This window comes from Gordonia phthalatica (assembly GCF_001305675.1).
Taxonomy (GTDB): Bacteria; Actinomycetota; Actinomycetes; order Mycobacteriales; family Mycobacteriaceae; genus Gordonia; species Gordonia phthalatica.
The window spans coordinates 782708-799904 of sequence record NZ_CP011853.1 but is presented as its reverse complement, the minus strand read 5'-3'; the positions used below and the strand labels follow the sequence as shown (position 1 = coordinate 799904).

The following is a 17197-nucleotide window of genomic DNA, read 5'->3' as shown; positions in this document are numbered from 1 at the left end:
GCCTGCTCACAGGGTTCTCTTAGACGAAATGGCCGATGCATCTCGCCGAAACGGCCCTGATCTGACATACTCCGCCAGGTGATTCCGATTGATCGTCCCAAGCTCGAGGGCTCCATCGCCGTCGGCGACAAACGCCGCCGCCGGATGGGCTTCTCCGAGTTCGGCACCCACGACGGCCCCGCCATCATCTGGCTGCACGGCACCCCCGGCGCACGTCGCCAGATCCCGCCCGAGGCGCGTGAGTACGCCGAGCTTCGCGGCATCCGACTGATTGGTCTCGACCGGCCCGGCGTCGGCTCGTCCACCGTCCACGGCTACGACTCGATCGCCGATTTCGCGATCGACTTCCAGGTGGTCCTCGACACCCTGGGCATCGACCGCTTCTCCGTGGTCGGCCTGTCGGGCGGCGGTCCGTACACCCTGGCCGTCTCCCACTTCCTCCCCGACCGTGTGGTGTCGACCGGCGTGGTCGGCGGCGTGGCCCCGATCAACGGCCCGGACGGCATCCACGGCGGCGCCGTGCAGCTCGCGCAGTACGCGGTGCCCCTGCTCAACGTGGCCGGTCACCCGATCGGGTCGGCGTTGAGCACGGCGCTCGGCTTCGCTCGACCGATCGCCGATCCCGCCATCAGCATCTACGGTCGCCTGTCCCCCGAGGCCGACCGCGAACTGCTGTCGCGCCCGGAGTTCCGCGCGATGTTCCTCGACGATCTCCTGCACGGCGGCAGCCGCCGGATGGAGGCTCCGTTCGCCGATCTGAAGCTGTTCGTCCGCGACTGGGGCTTCCGTATCGGCGACGTGCAGGCCCACGTGCACTGGTGGCACGGCGACAAGGACAACATCATCCCGTTCTCGCACGGCCAGCACATGGTCGGTCTGCTCCCGGACGCCGAGCTCCACAAGTTGGAGGGCCAGAGCCACATCAGCGGCCTCGGCAACAGTGTCGGGATCCTCGACACCCTGCTGGAGCCCTGGGGACAGTAGCCGATTCGGGGGGTGCTCGACCCTCGGCCTGGCGTCCCAAGACATTTGGCGACATCTTGCCGCTCTGAGCGGCAAGATGTCGCCAAAGTTCTTGTCAGACCGCCGCGGTCGTCGCCAGCCCGGCCGCGAGGCCCAGCACCACTGCCAGAATCAGCAGTTCGCCGCCCGCTCGGACGATCGACTCGCGTTCGGTGACGCCGTGGCGCTGCGCACGTGGTACCCACGACCTCCGCTGCCACGCGGCGACACCGATCAGGACCACCAGCAGCACACTCTTCGCCAACAGCACGCGCCCGTACCCGGTGTCCCAGAGCTGCGGGCCCACACCGATCTGCACGACCGCCGCGACCACCCCGGTCACTGTCAACGCCACGACCGCCGGAAGCGCCCGGCGCGAGAACTCCGGCAGCGCCCGCGCCCACCCGCGTCTACCGCGGACGGTCCCGACCAGCGCACCGATTGTCCCCGCCCACCATGCGGCGCACAGCGCATGCACGCCGAGGACCACGGGAATCCACGCGGATTCGGTGCCGTGCCCGGTCACGGACACCGCCAACACGCCGAGCGCCGCGATCACCGCGACCAGCAGCATCGGCGGATCGGCCCGCGTCGCCGCGAAGCACCAGCCAAGCACCGCGAGCGCGCCCAGCACCCCGACCAGCCCGGGGAGCCCGGTCTCGACACCGGCGGCGAAGGCTCCGAGGCCGACGTCGAACAGCGACTCCCCCGTCCGCTCGGCCACCTGCAACCAGCCGCCGACCAGGCTCGCGGCGCCCCACACGCCTGCGGTCGCAGCGATCCAGGGGACCGTGGCGGTGACGCCGAGCAGCGGCAACGCGCCCAGCCCCACCAGCAGCGACACCGCGCTGAGGTTCACCGCGCCCGCCCACGACGACATCTCCGGCGTCGCCAGGATCTGACCGGCCACGACACCGACCACGACCAGCACCGCGGCCGCAGCGAGCAGGACGGCGCGCAGGCGCACGACGTCGGAGGGCACCGGTCAGCGGCGGCGCTTGGCGACCATCAACGCCAGCGCGCCGGCGATCAGCAGGACCACCACGACGCCGCCGACGATGAACATCCACGCCTTGACGCCGTGATCGCTCTCGGGCTGCCAGTCGTCGGCCTTCTGACCCGGCTGACCGTCACTCGCGGCGGTGAGCTCGAAGCTCACCTGGCCCTCGATGGGGTGCCCGTCCGCAGAGGTGACGCGGTAGTTGATCTTGTATTCGCCGGCCTGGCCCAGGCCCTGCAGCGGCACGGACACCTCGGCGCCCGCGACCGCCGGATCGCCCTTCTGCCAGTAGTTGCCGTCGGGACCCACCACGACGAGGGTCGCGTAGGCCGCCTTGATGTCCTCGTTGAAAGTCAGGACCACGCGATCGGGAGCCGTCGCGATCTTGGCGCCCTGCTCCGGGCTCGAGCCGATGAGCGCCGAGTGCGCCGACGCGGGGCCGGCGAACAGCCCCGTCATCAGTGCGACGACCGCAACCACTGCCGCGAACGCGGAGGACCGGACCACCAACTTGGACATGCGCAAACACCTGACCTTGACGACTTCGCAGAAGAGGCGAGCCGGTCGACGCCGACTCACCTCCATCGTGACACGAGTTCACCGATTAGCCTGAGGGGGTGTCGCTCTACTCACACGGCTTCGCCCGTCTCGCCGCCGCCGTCCCCCAGGTCGCTCTCGCCGATCCGCGGCAGAACGCGTCGCGCACCATCGAGCTGATCCAGCGCGCGCACCGCGACGCGGTGGCCGTGGTCGCCTTCCCCGAACTCGGTCTGTGCGGGTACAGCGTCGACGATCTGGTCCAGCAGGATGCTCTGCTCGACGAGGTGGAGGCCGCCCTGACGTCGGTGATCGACGCGACCGCCGATCTGACGCCGGTCGTCGCGGTCGGCGCCCCGCTGCGGGTCGACGACGCCCTGTTCAACTGCGCGATCCTGATCCACGGCGGCCGCGTGCTGGGCGTGGCGCCGAAGTCGTACGTGCCCAACTACCGGGAGTTCTACGAGCAGCGGTATTTCGCGGCCGCGCGCGACGCCGTCCGCGACACCGTCGTCATCGCCGGGCAGCGCGTCCCGTTCGGCGCGGACCTGATCTTCGAGGCCGACGACCTCCCCGGCCTCCGCATCCACGCCGAGGTCTGCGAGGACGGTTGGGTCGCGATCCCGCCGAGCACGTGGGCGTCGTTCGCCGGTGCCACGGTGCTGCTGAACCTGTCGGGCAGCCCGGTGACCGTCGGGAAGCAGTCCTATCGCCGATCGCTGGTGACTGGACACTCCGCGCGCTGCGTCGCCGCGCAGCTGTACGTGTCAGCCGGGTTCGGCGAGTCGACCACCGATCTCGCGTGGGACGGCGACGCGCTGATCGCCGAGAACGGCACGCTGCTGGCCCGCAGTCAGGGCTTCTCGATGGAGCCGCAGCTGGTCGTCAGCGACGTAGATCTGGACCGCCTCCGCCAGGAGCGGGCCCGGATGATCAGCCTGCGCGACCAGGTCGGCGACTTCGCCGACCGCGCCCGCGACATGCGCCGCGTCTCGTTCACTCTCGGTGTGCCCGAGGAGACCGACGGCCTGCGTCGCGCCGTCGCACGGTTCCCGTTCGTCCCGACCGGTGCCGCCGACCGTGACGAACGGTGCCGCGAGGTCCTCGACATCCAGGTGCAGGGTCTCGTCCAGCGACTGCGGTCCACGGGGATCGACAAGATCGTCCTCGGCGTCTCCGGCGGCCTGGACTCCACCCTCGCACTGTTGGTCGCCATCCAGGCGTTCGACGCGATCGGCCTGCCGCGCACCAATATCCACGCGTACACGATGCCCGGCTTCGCGACCGGCGGCGCCACCCTGGCGCGCAGTCACGTGCTGATGGACTCGCTCGGCGTCACCGGCAACGAGCTAGACATCCGGCCGTCGTGCATGCAGATGCTCGCCGACCTCGATCATCCGTTCGCCAAGGGTGAGCCGGTGTACGACGTGACGTTCGAGAACGTGCAGGCCGGCGAGCGGACGTCGCACCTGTTCCGCCTCGCCAATCACCTGGGCGGCATCGTGCTCGGCACCGGCGACCTGTCGGAGCTCGCGCTCGGCTGGTGCACCTACGGTGTCGGCGATCAGATGTCGCACTACAACGTGAACGGCAGTGTCCCGAAGTCGTTGATCCAGCACCTGATCCGCTGGAAGATCGCGACCGCGCACTACCCGGCGGAGACCAGCGCGACGCTGCAGGAGATCCTCGACGACGTCATCTCCCCCGAGTTGGTCCCGGCCGACGCCGACGGCAACATCCAGAGCACTGAGGACACCGTCGGCCCGTACGAGCTGCACGACTTCTTCCTCTACTACCTCACCCGTTTCGGCCACCGCCCCAGCAAGATCGCGTATCTGGCGCAGCAGGCGTGGGGCGACAAGTCGCGCGGCGCGTGGTCGGACATGATGAGCGACGGCGAGCGTCACGAGTACGACGACGCGACCATCGACAAGTGGCTCACCGTGTTCCTGAAGCGCTTCATGTCGCAGCAGTTCAAGCGCACCGCGATGCCGAACGGCCCGAAGATCGGTTCGGCGTCGCTTTCGCCGCGAGGCGACTGGCGCTCCCCCTCCGACGCCCCCTCCGGCGCCTGGCTGCGGGAGCTTCACCCGGAGTGACGACCTCCCCAGGATGGTCGGGTTCGACGCTGCGAGCTTGCGAGCATCGTTCGAGTATCGAGGCCACCGCACGCCGAGCTGGGTCCCCGCCGGCCTGAGTAAGCACCCGGAGCGAAGCGAAGGACGCGCATCGAAACCGCCGCCCCGGGTCGCACGCCGATCGCGACCGCATACTCACCCGAACCACTCTGCGCCGTCGTCGAAACCGTCGTCGACGTCCTCACTCGTCGGGTCACCATGGCGCGCATGCCGCCGCGCCGACCACCTCGCGAGCACCCGGCAGATCGCGTAGATCACGACCGCGACCAGAACTGCCGGGAAGGCGTAGACGAGGAATAACGCCAGTGCACTGAAGAAGTCGCCGATCGCCGTCAACGCGAGGACGGTGCTCAATCCGAGGACCAACAGCACGAATCCCAGGAACCACGCGCCGTAGATCAGTGCCGATTCCGAGCGCGGCCGATCGAGTCGGTACCCCTCGTCCCACGTCGGCTGGATGCCGAGCACGATGGCGACCAGACACCACGTCAGCCACGACGCGAGGATCGTGACGATTCCGGCTTGGGCGACCACCAGCAGCACCGGAACCGCCACGCACAGGATCCGCAGGGTTGCGCCTGCCCCCAGCGTGAACCGGTCCGTTTCAACCGCACTCTCCTGCACCACAGTGCTCCTCCCGACGCCGAGTCCTCACCGTACGGCGGTCCCCTCTTCACGTCGTCCAATGGATCGACGCCGCGACGGCAGCGGGGCAGAGTGGTCGGGTTCGCCGGCTCGCAGCTACTCCTACTCCCCCGACTCGTCCCCGGGCGCGCCGCCGAGGGGCTCACCGTCGAACCGTTCCATCGTGACGAAATCCGACACCGACTCGCGCCGCAGTTTGGTCAACTGCTTGACGGGACGGCCGATCGGGAGGACGGCGGCGATCGCGTTCGGTTCGGGAACACCGAGGAGCTCCTGCATGCCGGGCTCCTGCGCGGAGGCCATCGTCGTGATGGTGCCGCCGAACCCGTACGAGCGCGCTGCCGTCAGGATGTTCCAGACCAACGGATAGACGGATGCGCCGCCGACGATGCCGACCCGATCGAGTTCGGAGTCCATCGCGGCCACCACCGACAGGTCGACGGTCACCACGAGCAGCACGGGCGCCTCGGCGATCGGCGCGACGAACTTGTCGAGGCCGCGGACGGCGGCGAGGTCGTCGTCGGTGATCGTGCTGTCGTGCACCGTGTTCCAGGGGGCCTCACCGGCACGGCGCTGCGCCAGATACCGTCGGGCGGCCGGCTTGCTCAGTTCGGCGATCTGCGCTTTGACGGCGTCGTCGCGCACCACGATCACATGGCCGCCCTGCCGGTTGCCGCCGCTGGGCGCGAAGCGCGCGGTGTCGAGGATCTGCCAGAGCACCTCGTCGGGAACGGGGTCGGAAGTGAATTCTCGGGCGGCGAACGTCGTCCGGATCACGTCGTCGAATTCCATGCTGGCCTCCTGCTCTCGAACGTCTTGTCTCGAAAACTACCCGCACGGATTCGTGCGACGGCCCGGATTCGCCGATCAGGCGGGCCGGCTACTCGCCGGAGTCCTCGTCGGCCTGCTTCTCGGACTCCAGGTCGGCATCGACGGCGGCGACCAGCGCATCGAGTTGAGTTCCGAAGCCGCGCACCAGGTCCCACAGGTCGGCCGCGATGTCCGGGCACGACAGCAGTCCGACGTTCAGTTTCCCGTCGACGGACATGACGGTGATGTTGAGTCCGAGTCCGTGAAAGATCGGCCCCATCGGGTACACCGCGTCGACGCGGGTGCCGAGCATGTACATCGGTTGGTTGGGGCCGGCGACGTTGGAGATGATCGCGTTGAACACCGGCGGGTGCAGCCCCGAGAGGTGGCGGTCGGTGTAGAGCCGCATCAGCGATCCCATCAGGTTGCCGGGAGCGAACTCGGCGTAGCCGCGCAGGATGTTCGCGTCGATCCCCTGGTGGTGCCCCTTGGCCTGATCGGCGTACTTGCCCGCGAGCCGGATCCGCTCCACCGGGTCGGCGACGGAGGTGGGCAGTCGGGTGAACATGCCGGTCACCTTGTTGGTGCCCTCGACGATCAGATCGTTCTCAACGGCACCACGAACCGACACCGGCACCAGGCCGACGAGCGGTTCCTCGGGGAGATCGCCGCGCGCCTCCAGGTAGTCGCGCAGGGCGCCGCCCGCCATGGCGAGGACGACACCGTTCACTTTGACGCCGAAGTGGTCCTTGACGCGCTTGACGTCGTCGAACGGCAACTGGGCGAAGGCCAGGCTGCGGCGGGTGGTGAGCGGAGCGTTGAAGCGGGTCCGCGGCGCCAGGAAGGGTGCGGGCATGCCGTCGCCGGAGCGCGCGCGCTTGATCCATTCGACGGGCACGGGCAGCGTCTTGGGAATCAGCTTCGCGAGCGCGATGGGGCGCTGCAGGAAGTAGTTCACGGCGCCGCCGACAGCGATGTCCGAACGGGACGCCCCGCCGGCGCTCTCCTGCACCCGATCGGCGTTCAGAGCCGGCGGTTCGGGCGACGCGGTCGCGAGCTCGCCGAGGATCTCCGCGACGGTCGCACCGTCGACGCACGCGTGGTGCATCCGCAGGACCAGCGCCACCTTGCCGTCGGTCATGCCTTCGAGCACCCACATGTCCCACAGCGGCTTCTTGCGGTCGAGCACCTGGCTGACGAAGTGCCCGCACATCTGCGCCACCTCCTCGATGGTGCCGGGTGCGGGGATGGCGACATGGTGGACGTGTCGCTCGATGTTGAAGTCGTCGTCCTCCACCCACACCGGGTGAGCGACGTTGGTCATGGAGTCGGCCAGCTTGCGGCGCAGCACCGGCAGGCCGCGGACGCGTCGGTCCATCTCGATGCGCAGCGACGAGAACGAGTAGCCGCCGGGGATGGTCGACGGATCCAAGACCAGGATCGCGGCGACGTTCATCACCTGAGACGGGGTCTCCAGGTACAGGAACGACGCGTCCAGTCCGCTCAACCTCTGCATGTTCGGCGACCCTTCTCCTCGGTGCGACGCGACTCGCCGCACCTGCGAACGTGTTCTATTAGTCGTGCTCGGTTCACACTAGCGTTGTGACGGCCGCCACCGAGGTGGGAGGGCGCAACGCGACGAGCCCCCGCCGATGGCGGGGGCTCGTCGAACAGGCCGGTGCGTCAGGCGCTGGCGAGCTCCTTGCGGGCGGCTTCGCGGGCGAGGAAGCGATCACGCTGCTCCTCGAACCGCTTGGCGTCGACCTCGGACTTCTCCAGGAAGGCGGCGAGCTCGTCGCGGGCGGCCTCGCCGCGGCCGGTGAAGTCGGTGCGCTCGAAGATCTTCCACTTGCGCATGATGGGCCAGAGGACGTCGTCCAGGTGCTGGCGGGCGTCGTAGATGCCGTGCTTGGCCATCAGCAGACTCATCTTGCGGAAGTTCGGCATGCCGATGCCGGGCATGTCGAAGTTGGTGACGACGCTGGTGATGGCCTCCATCGCCTGGTCGGGCGCCAGGTCGAGCGCGGCGGCACAGATGTTGCGGTAGAAGATCATGTGCAGGTTCTCGTCGGCCGCGATGCGCTGCAGCATCTTGTCGGCGATCGGGTCGTTGCACGCCTTGCCGGTGTTGCGGTGGCTGACGCGGGTGCCGAGCTCCTGGACGGCGACGTAGGCGACGCCGCGCAGCAGGCCGGACAGGTCGTCGGAGTGCGCGCCCTTGGTCATGTTGACCATGCGATCGTTCTCCAGGGCCACCGGGTCCACGCCGCGGGTGACGACTAGGTAGTCGCGCATCACGATGGCGTGCCGGTTCTCCTCGGCGGTCCAGCGGCCGACCCAGGTGCCCCAAGCGCCGTCGGGCGAGAAGTACTCGGTGATCTCGCGGTGGTACGACGGCAGGTTGTCCTCGGTGAGGAGGTTCAGCGTCATCGCCGCCTTGGCGACCGGGTTCAGGCGCGACTGCTCCGGATCCCAGTCATCGCCGCCCATCGCCGCGAAGTTGCGACCCTCGTCCCACGGGACGTAGTCGTGCGGGTGCCATTCCCTGGCGAGCGACAGATGCCGATTGAGTTCGGCTTCCGCTGCAGGCTCCAGTTCGGTGAGTAGTTGGACTTGAGTTAGATCCGGCACGAGCCAGCGCCTCCCGGGGCTTGTCGGTTGGTGTGATGCTCCGCACGGTAAGCCAGATCGGCGCACGCCGCAACATCAGGGCGGATCGAGTGTGTCAGTACCTATGTCCCGATCAGCGGTTCACAGGACCGCGGCCACCACTTCCACCCGCTCGATGTTGTTCGCGATCAGCAAGGCGCGCACCGCATCTGCGACGCGAGGCTCGTCGAACACCATGCGCACCGGCTTGTCGCCGGCAGCCGAGCGGGCGTCGCGGGCCTGTGTCAGCAGTTCCTCGGTGCCCTTCCAGGCGGGATCCATGGTTCCGTCGGGCAGGACGTGCGACTCGTATCCGGGCCCGTGGACCAGCAGAAGCGTGCCGTCACGTTCGCGACCGTCGAAGCCGTACGCGCCCACCTTGTAGACGTAGTTCGACGGCGCGACCGCCACCTGACGGTTGTATTCGCGCGCAGCGGTCAGGGCCTTCGGCGCGGTCGGCGTCCAGCCGGTGGCCGAGTCCGCCACCTTCTGCCCCTGCTCGAGCGCCGCGGTCAGGGCTGCGTCGTCGATCTCGCCGTTCACGGTCACCGTGAAGCGGGTACCCGAGTTGACGTCGGCCGGCGCCCCGAACGGGGTCCGGCAGGTGAGGTTGCTCCGACCGTTCAGGGGGACGGCGACGGTGACGGTGCACGTCGCGAACTCCTTGTCGCCCTTCTTGAACGAGGTGTCCATCTTGACCGAGGCGGTGCCGCGGGTCAGGCTCGGCGAGGTGTTGCTGACGTCGTAGCTGATGACGCAGTCACCGCCGCGGTTGCAGGTGAGGTCGCCGGTCGGATCACCGATCGTGACGTCGGTGGCTCCGATCTTGGCGCCCTGCAGGCTGCTCTTGATGGTCGAGTACGCGCCGCGCACCGCGTCGCCGTTGAGTTTCTGCACGGTCAGGTCGGCCTCCACCTTCATGGTGTCGCCGCCGTAGCCCTTGCCGAGCGGCCCGCGGAGGGCGACGACGTCGCCCGCCTCGTTGACGCCGACGGTCAGCGAGCCCGCCTGGAACCGTCGGCTGCCTTCGATGCCGCCGTCGTTCTCCTCCACGTCGATCTCGGAGACGCCGATCGGATCCTTGCCGGTGGCGACACGCTTGTCGGGGGTCTCGCCGATCAGGCCGACCGACTGGCCCTGCAGATCGGTGTCGCCGAGCGCGGTGTCCTGCTGGCTCAGGTTGAGGCCGAGGCGTGCCGGCCGGAGGGCGGCACGCAGGTCGATGCCCAGGAACGATTCGGGGACCGAGACCCACTGGTCCGCGGGCGGTGTGGCCATCGTGACGCTCTTGGGCTGCTTCGAGATCGGGTGGTTCTTCCAGAAGGTGTCGCCGCCCTTGGCGTAGGTCTTGTCGCCGATCTGCAGCCAGTCCGCCTGCCCGTCGCTCCCCTGCTGGACCTTGCCCTGCACGTCGCCTGCGGCGGTCACGGTCAGGCCGGTGACCCGCACCTTCACCGATCCCGACGTGGTGGAGATGGTGATGAGGCCGTCGTACTCGGCACCCGGCGCGTCGGCGAGGGCCGTCGACGCCTTGTTCAGGTCGCTGAGTGCACGTGTCGCCTCGTTGGGTCGAGCGGTGCCCTCCACCGACGGGAGGATGGCTCCGGCCAACGTCAGTATCAATACGACCACCAGCAGCACTGCCGCCCCGGCAGCTGCGATCAGACTCTTGCGCACGAAAACCTCTCCCCCGACTACGGTCATGCTCGTACTTCGGCTTCCACCTTCTCACGCGGACCCGTCATCTCCCGAAGTCGGGCCATTCGCTCGGACGACACCGAATCGGCATGGCCTCCGCCACCGCGCCCTGCCTTTACTGTGGGCGACTGTGATCACCTCCACGGCGCGCCGCGCCACCGCGGCACTGATCGCCGTCCCCACTCTGGCCCTCGGTGGTTGCTTCAGCGACGGCGAGGACGTCGACGCCATCACCATGTCGAAGACCGAGGTGGAACGAATCCTGAACGCCCACCTCGACGCCGTCGACGGAAGCGTCCCGCTGGCCTCGCTCAACGGGGAGACGATGGGCGAATGGGGATGTCGCACAGCGTTCCCGTCCGCTCTACCCAGGGTCCGCCGTGGCGCTACGACGTCAAACGCTGGAAGGACGGCGCGACGGACGCCGTGATCGACCAGTGGCGAGACTGCGTCCTCCGGTTGACCGAGGAACGCGGTTTCATTCCTCCGACCCCGGCTCCCGGCCCGCACCCGAGCAACCGCGACATCACCGTCCACGACCACCGCGGCTTCACTGTCAGCCTTCGCGTGACGACCACACCCGACGGGTCCGACGTGCGGGTCGAACTCGAAGCCTAGTCGCCGTGCATTCGGCCGCCGGGGGAGGCCGCGCGTCGCTGACCGCCCCACTGGTTCGCCGGACGAGACGGCCTTCCTCGCACCACTTGTCGGCGAGTCGCACCACCTCTGCTTCTGGCACTCGGTCGCGACCAAGTGCGGGAACCACAAGTGGTGCGACTCGCCGACAGATGGTGCGGCCCCGCCCGACCTGCCGGCCGCGACGGCACTCAGGTGTTCGGTCGCGGCTCTTTCGTCGCCCGAATCGGCCCATTCAGACAGCCGACGACGCCCCCTCCGCGCACTGTTATCAATGCTGGTGAGCACCGCACGACGACGAGGAGGACGCCCCGCAGTGAGCCCTACGCATTTAGGCCGAGTCGGCCACGGCGTGGTAGGTTTCGCCCGAATACGTGGATGTTCCCTTTGCGGGAGACGTCGTACGAGTCTCGGGTCCGATCGACCCGAGACACCACCGGGACTCGGGGACGCCGGCGCGCAGATCCAGGTCGCGGTGACGGGGCAAGGAAATCGGGGATGAACCAACCGCAGGAGAATCCGTCGTGGCTCGACATGGGCGACGACGAACCGGAGGAGCCATCATATCAGGCACCTCTGGCGCCGATGCCGCCATTTCCACCGCAGCGGCCCCCGGCCCCGCAGCCACCTCAGCAGCCGACACAGCGGCCTGATCCCTCGGAGCCGGATCCGGGTGCCGTCGACGAGGCAGCTCTACTCCGCCGCGCCAAGCATCCGCCGGCCCGCGGATGGCGTCGCGCGGTGTTCAAGGCCTCCGGCGGCACGCTGAATCTCGGGGACTCCCCTGCCGACATCAGACACGCCGAACTGGTTCGCGCTGTGCGGCAACCGATCCGCGGCGACTATCGAATCGCGGTGCTGTCCCTCAAGGGCGGCGTCGGCAAGACCACCACGACGATCGGCCTGGGCGCGATGCTCGCCTCGACGCGCGGCGACCGCGTGATCGCCGTCGACGCCAACCCCGACCTGGGGACGCTGGCGCAGCGGGTGCAGCAGGAGACGAAGTCCACCGTCCGCGATCTGATCGCCGACCGGTCGGTGACGCGGTACGCGGACGTCCGCGCCCACACCTCGCAGGCACCGCACCGACTGGAAGTCCTGTCGTCCGAGCGGGATCCGGCCCGGGCCGAAGCGTTCAGCGAGGCCGACTACCGCCGGGTGATGGAGATCCTCCGTCGCCACTACAACATCATCCTCACCGACTGCGGCACCGGACTGAGCCACTCCGCGATGAATGGAGTCCTCGGCTACGCGCACGCACTGGTGCTGGTCACCTCGCCCGCGATCGACGGCGCACGCAGCGCCACGGCGACCCTCGAGTGGCTGTCGGCGCACGGTTACGGGGAGCTCGCGAAGTCGGCGGTCGTGGTCGTCTGCTCGTCGCGGAGCACCTCCGAGTCGGTGGACGTCGATCAGTTGGCCCAACACTTCCGCGCCCGCACCCGGGCGGTGCACCAGATCCCCTTCGACGCGCACCTCGCCGAGGGCGCCGAGGTGGAGCTCGACCTGATGCACAAGAAGACCCGTCAGGCGTTCATGGAGCTCGCGGCGACCGTCGCCGAGGGCTTCCCGCACTCCGCCCGCCGCGAATAGCCGCCACCCACCTGCCCCGCACCGGTGAATCCCGACCCGGTCCAGAACTCTTCGAAAGGCTTCAACAGTGAACGAGAACTCCACTCATCCCCCCGCCTGGGCCACGGTCGACCAGCCCGACCCGGTCGTCGACCCGCAGTTCGGATACCCCCAGCAGGACGCACCGGCCGCGCCGGCGGAGGCCTACGTCTCCGATCCTGCAGCTCAGGCCCCGTACGGCTACCAGCCGCAGCACGCGCAGCCGCCCTACCAGCCTCAGCCGGACGTCCCGTACGGCCACACCGACCCGCAGTCCGGTTTCACTCCGCCCGCCGGAATGCCGGCCGCAGGCATGCAGGCGCCGGTGATGCCGAACCCAGGGATGCAGGCCCCCGCCTACGGGCCGGTCGACGGGCAGCAGCAGCCGCAGCAGGGCTACCCGCAGGGCGTCCCGCCCCAGGGATACGCACCGCAGGGTTACGGTCAGGCCCCGCAGGCACCGGCACCCGCATCCCGGCCCGGCTGGCGCCGGTCGCTGCAGGGCTTCGCCAACAACTTCGTGGCCTTCGGCGGCACTCGGAAGAAGGATGAGATCGCGCAGCTCGCCGATCGCGTGCGCCAACCGATCCGCAACGACTTCCGCGTGGCGGTGCTGTCGTTGAAGGGCGGCGTCGGCAAGACGACGGTCACCGTCGGCCTCGGTTCGGCTCTCGCGTCGCTGCGCGGCGACCGCGTGATCGCCGTCGACGCCAATCCCGACCTCGGCACCCTGGCGCGTCGCATCCCCGCGCAGACGGCGTCGACGGTCCGCGACCTCCTCCAGGACGAGCACCTGGAGCGCTACATGGACGTCCGCAAGCACACCAGCCAGGCACCGTCCCGGCTGGAGGTGCTGGCGTCCGAGCGGGATCCGGCGATCTCGGAGGCGTTCACCGAGGACGAGTACCTGCAGGTCATCGAGATCCTCGAGAACCACTACAACATGATCCTGACCGACTGCGGCACCGGACTCGTGCAGTCCGCGATGGCGGGTGTCATGAAGTCGGCGACCGCTCTGGTCCTGGTCACCTCGCCCGCGTTGGACGGCGCACAGAGCGCGGTCGCGACGCTCGACTGGCTCGTCGCCCACGGCTACGAGCAGATCGCCCGCGAGACCGTCGTCGTCATCGCGGCGTCGAAGACCCGGAACGCGCCCGTCGACGTCAACATGCTGCGGGAGTACTTCCTCGGTCGCACGCGCGCAGTGCAGATCATTCCGTACGACGAGCATCTCGCCATCGGCGGTTTCATCGATCTCAACGAAATGAAGCCTGCCACCCGGTCGGCGTTCCTCGAGTTGGCCGCGACCATGGTTCAGCCGTTCGCGATCCAGCCGCCGCCCGCCTACTACGGCGGCCCGTTCGGCGGGATGCCGCCGCAGGGTGCCCCGATGCCCGGCGCACCGATGCAGGCGCAACCGCAGGGAGTCCCGATGCAGGCGCCGCAGCAAGGACCGCAAGTCCCGCAGGTGTGAAGCGTCACGTCGTCGCGTCGCTGAATTGGGAGGCCGACGCTACCCGGCTAGGATCCCTTTCCGGAACTCGACGTAACACGCAGATGGGTTCACAGCAGCAATACCGGTCGGATCAGCCGGTCCGAGTCAGGGAGGAACATCGGATGTCACGAGCCACCTGCACCTCTCGTCCCGTGCTCTCCATGACGGAGGCCCCGTCGTCGACGGCAGCTGAGGTTCGGCGGTGACCGATTCGCGCAGGCCCGACGGCGACGACTTCTTCCTCGCCGACGACGACACCCAGGAGATCCCCGTCGTCGAGGACGGCATCGACTACGGCGCCGAGACGGTGGCGTATCTGCCGGTCAGCGGCGATCTCCCGACGGCGCAGCGACCTGCGGCGGGGGCCGCACCGTCCGATTACACGGTGCTCCCCTCGGATGCGTTCGCCCCCAAGACCCGCCGGAAGAATCGCCGGTTCGCGCTGATCGCCGCCGCATGCGTCGTGGTGCTGGGTGCGATCATCGGCGGTTCCTTCTGGATCTTCGCGGGCGACGACGACTCGTCGACTCCGATCGCTTCGACGCCCAAGCCTCCCGTGTCGGCCCCGGTCGACGAGATCTGCCCGTCCAAGGTGGACGGCAAGGTCACCACGGGACGCGACGCCGGCGGAACCGGCAGCGGCCCCGAGGTCATCAAGGCGTTCAACTACGCGTACTACAACAAGCGCGATGCGAATGCGGTCAGCGAGTTCGTGCTGCCTGCCGCACAGCAGGCCGTGATCCCGTCGATCGAGAACCTGCAGAAGGCCATCGACGCCCTGCCGAAGCAGACGACGCACTGCCTGACCATCACCGAGCTCGGGGGCGGCCTGTACCGGACCGACCTCGCCCAGTTCGACCCGGCGCCGGGCGGCGACCGGGTCACCTTCCACCAATTGATCCAGACCACCGACGACAACGGCAGGTGGTTGATCGTGTCGAACACGGCCGTCGACTGACACCGACACACCATCCAGCTGCCCGACCGGGCAGGTCACGACTTCCCAGTCACTGAGCAACAAGGGGACCCGAGTTCATGAATCCGACGACAGACACGCACCGCTCGCACGGCCGGCCGTTGACGCACGCGGGCCTCGCCGCCCTCGTGGCGACGTCGGTCGCATTCGGCGCCGTCGCAGGTACCGGTGAAGTGTTCGCCGCGCCGCAGCAGGGCGGTATCGGCGGTGGCGGTGAGAACCCCGCACCGCAACAGGACGGATTCGGCGAGGGCGGCCAGGGCGATCGCCAGCAGGGCGGCATCACACCGCAGGCTCCCGCTCCGGCTCCGGCGCCGCAGCCCGCTCCGCAGCCGCCGTCGTCGGCTCCGGGCCCCGGCGGCCTGCCCGCCGCCCCCGCCGCTCCGCAGGACGGTTGGACCAGTACGCCGCCGTCGTACAACAGCGATTACGATCCGACGCCGCGTGTCATCCACGCACCTGATCCGTCTGCACCGAAGGTCAAGCGCATCGCGCCGAAGCCGAAGACCCTGCGCATCGGCAACTTCGAGATGAAGAACAAGGACATCCCGAACTTCCCGAACAAGGCCGGGTACATCGACTGGGCCAACGGCTGGGCCGCGTACACCGAACAGCAGATCGCCAACGGGCTGATCTCGATGGGCATGGCAGAGGAGGATGAGGCGTCCCGCCAGGCCGCCGCGATCGTCATGGGTGCCGCGGGTGCCGGCGCCATCGGCGGCGCGGTCGCCTTCACCGCGACGACCATCGTCGTCGGCGCGGTCGCGATTCCGCTCGGTGCCGTGATCGGCTCCACGGTCCCCGGTGTCACTCCCCTCAACATCGCCGCCGGCGCCGCGATCGGTGCCGGTGTCGCCGTCGGAGCCGGCCTGGTCGCAGGAGCGGGCACCGCCGTCGTCGCCGGTCTGATCGGTGGCGTCGCGGGCTGGGCTCTCGGCTCGGGAGACAAGGGCAACGCCGCTCCCCCGAAGGGCCTGCCGCGGACCGATCCGCAGCCGGAGGCGCCGACGGAGGAGGCCGAGACCGGCCCCAACCAGTTCGAACTCCGTCTGGATCAGAAGTCCGCCGCCCGCGCGGGACTGCCGCCGGTCGACTACGTCGTCACCGAGCGCGGCGACGTCAAGATGACCGTCGGCGCCACCAAGGTCGGCTGGACCGCCGAGCAGGCGCAGGGCCCGATCAAGGCCCTCGGCGCCGGCGCTCCCGCCGCCGAGAAGGCGATCAACGATGGTGTCGTCGCCGCGACCGAACTCGCCGGCGACGTGGTCCGCGGACTGCAGGTCGAGTGGCCGCAGCAGGCGCCGAAGCACGCCGCCGCCGAGAAGCCGGTCCAGAGCGGCGCACACCGCGGGTAGTTCCCGTTCGGGTCGACCACCCGCGCATGTAGGTACAGAGAGGATCATCCGGTGAACTCCGACGTCGACCCCGAGTGGGCTGCGGAACCTCAGTGGAAGGTCACCTACATCGCGCAGCGCGTCGCTGCGTCCGGCGGCGTCGTCCGCGACCGAGGCCTCCCACCCGCCAGTTGGTACCTGACGCCGTGGGAGGTCGACGCGGTTCTCGCCGAGGGCTCCGACTTCGGGCAGCTCGTCAACCGGAACGACCCGCGCCTCCCGCGGCCGGTGTCCGCACATGCGGGACCGGCGGTCGTGACGCTCACCTGCACCCGCTGCGGGTACACGGCTGATGCACCGTCGGACTTCCGTTCGCAGCATCCGACATGCCTACAGGCAGTCTCTGCCCCCGCCGAACCGGTGCCCGCACAACCGGAACGGAACTACGCCGACCCGTCGTGCCGTGAGGCCTGGATGGCCGCCGCACAGACCGGAACCCTCGTCGAAGGGATCGATGCCGGCTGGCCCTCCCGCGACCGCGAAGTGCTGGAACCGTGGACGGTGGAACTGAGTTTCGACGTCGACGCCTACAGCCGCGAGCACGCTGAACAGATCGCGAATCTGTTGGCGATGATCACCGGCGGCCGGATCAGCGGGCTGTCGTAG

Annotated in this window: 15 protein-coding genes; 8 read left to right on the top strand and 7 right to left on the bottom strand. The window is 68.9% G+C overall.

What is annotated here, in order from left to right; all coding sequences use genetic code 11:
• The first annotated feature begins 78 nt into the window (after positions 1–78).
• Positions 79–984, top strand: coding sequence for an alpha/beta fold hydrolase (locus tag ACH46_RS03725; protein ID WP_062391743.1), 906 nt, complete (start codon positions 79–81; stop codon positions 982–984).
• A 94-nt stretch (positions 985–1078) separates the two neighbouring features.
• Here the strand turns inward: ACH46_RS03725 and ACH46_RS03720 are convergent, their stop codons facing one another.
• Positions 1079–1984: a CopD family protein gene (locus ACH46_RS03720; protein WP_062391742.1), complete on the bottom strand. Its 906-nt coding sequence runs from the start codon at positions 1982–1984 to the stop codon at positions 1079–1081.
• A 3-nt stretch (positions 1985–1987) separates the two neighbouring features.
• Positions 1988–2521, bottom strand: coding sequence for a copper resistance CopC family protein (locus tag ACH46_RS03715; RefSeq protein WP_062391741.1), 534 nt, complete (start codon positions 2519–2521; stop codon positions 1988–1990).
• A 98-nt stretch (positions 2522–2619) separates the two neighbouring features.
• Between ACH46_RS03715 and ACH46_RS03710 the strand changes: the two genes are divergently transcribed.
• Positions 2620–4638 (top strand): NAD(+) synthase, encoded by a 2019-nt coding sequence (locus tag ACH46_RS03710; protein ID WP_062391740.1) that lies wholly within the window; start codon positions 2620–2622, stop codon positions 4636–4638.
• A 174-nt stretch (positions 4639–4812) separates the two neighbouring features.
• On the opposite strand, the gene ACH46_RS03705 is transcribed toward ACH46_RS03710, so the two are convergent.
• The 5 genes from ACH46_RS03705 to ACH46_RS03685 form a co-directional block, all read right to left on the bottom strand.
• Complete coding sequence (locus ACH46_RS03705; protein ID WP_157850997.1) at positions 4813–5304, bottom strand: hypothetical protein; 492 nt, start codon at positions 5302–5304, stop codon at positions 4813–4815.
• 120 nt (positions 5305–5424) lie between these two features.
• On the bottom strand, positions 5425–6114 hold the full coding sequence (locus ACH46_RS03700) for a nitroreductase family protein (RefSeq protein ID WP_062391738.1): 690 nt from the start codon (positions 6112–6114) through the stop codon (positions 5425–5427).
• Between the two features lie 88 nt (positions 6115–6202).
• Entirely contained in the window at positions 6203–7648 is a 1446-nt protein-coding gene (locus ACH46_RS03695) for a WS/DGAT/MGAT family O-acyltransferase (RefSeq protein ID WP_062391737.1), read from the bottom strand.
• Between the two features lie 167 nt (positions 7649–7815).
• On the bottom strand, positions 7816–8763 hold the full coding sequence (locus ACH46_RS03690) for an acyl-ACP desaturase (protein ID WP_062391736.1): 948 nt from the start codon (positions 8761–8763) through the stop codon (positions 7816–7818).
• 120 nt (positions 8764–8883) lie between these two features.
• Positions 8884–10458, bottom strand: a complete 1575-nt coding sequence (locus tag ACH46_RS03685; RefSeq protein WP_062391735.1) for a hypothetical protein — start codon at positions 10456–10458, stop codon at positions 8884–8886.
• A gap of 354 nt (positions 10459–10812) precedes the next feature.
• Between ACH46_RS03685 and ACH46_RS03680 the strand changes: the two genes are divergently transcribed.
• The 6 genes from ACH46_RS03680 (at position 10813) to ACH46_RS03655 (ending at position 17197) form a co-directional block, all read left to right on the top strand.
• Positions 10813–11097, top strand: coding sequence for a hypothetical protein (locus ACH46_RS03680; RefSeq protein WP_062391734.1), 285 nt, complete (start codon positions 10813–10815; stop codon positions 11095–11097).
• 396 nt (positions 11098–11493) lie between these two features.
• On the top strand, positions 11494–12708 hold the full coding sequence (locus ACH46_RS03675) for a MinD/ParA family ATP-binding protein (protein ID WP_082399372.1): 1215 nt from the start codon (positions 11494–11496) through the stop codon (positions 12706–12708).
• Positions 12709–12775: 67 nt separating this feature from the next.
• Entirely contained in the window at positions 12776–14200 is a 1425-nt protein-coding gene (locus ACH46_RS03670; protein ID WP_062391732.1) for a MinD/ParA family ATP-binding protein, read from the top strand.
• A gap of 223 nt (positions 14201–14423) precedes the next feature.
• Complete coding sequence (locus ACH46_RS03665; protein WP_062391731.1) at positions 14424–15179, top strand: DUF8176 domain-containing protein; 756 nt, start codon at positions 14424–14426, stop codon at positions 15177–15179.
• A 77-nt stretch (positions 15180–15256) separates the two neighbouring features.
• Positions 15257–16552 (top strand): hypothetical protein, encoded by a 1296-nt coding sequence (locus ACH46_RS03660; RefSeq protein WP_062391730.1) that lies wholly within the window; start codon positions 15257–15259, stop codon positions 16550–16552.
• A 51-nt stretch (positions 16553–16603) separates the two neighbouring features.
• On the top strand, positions 16604–17197 hold the full coding sequence (locus tag ACH46_RS03655; protein ID WP_062391729.1) for a hypothetical protein: 594 nt from the start codon (positions 16604–16606) through the stop codon (positions 17195–17197).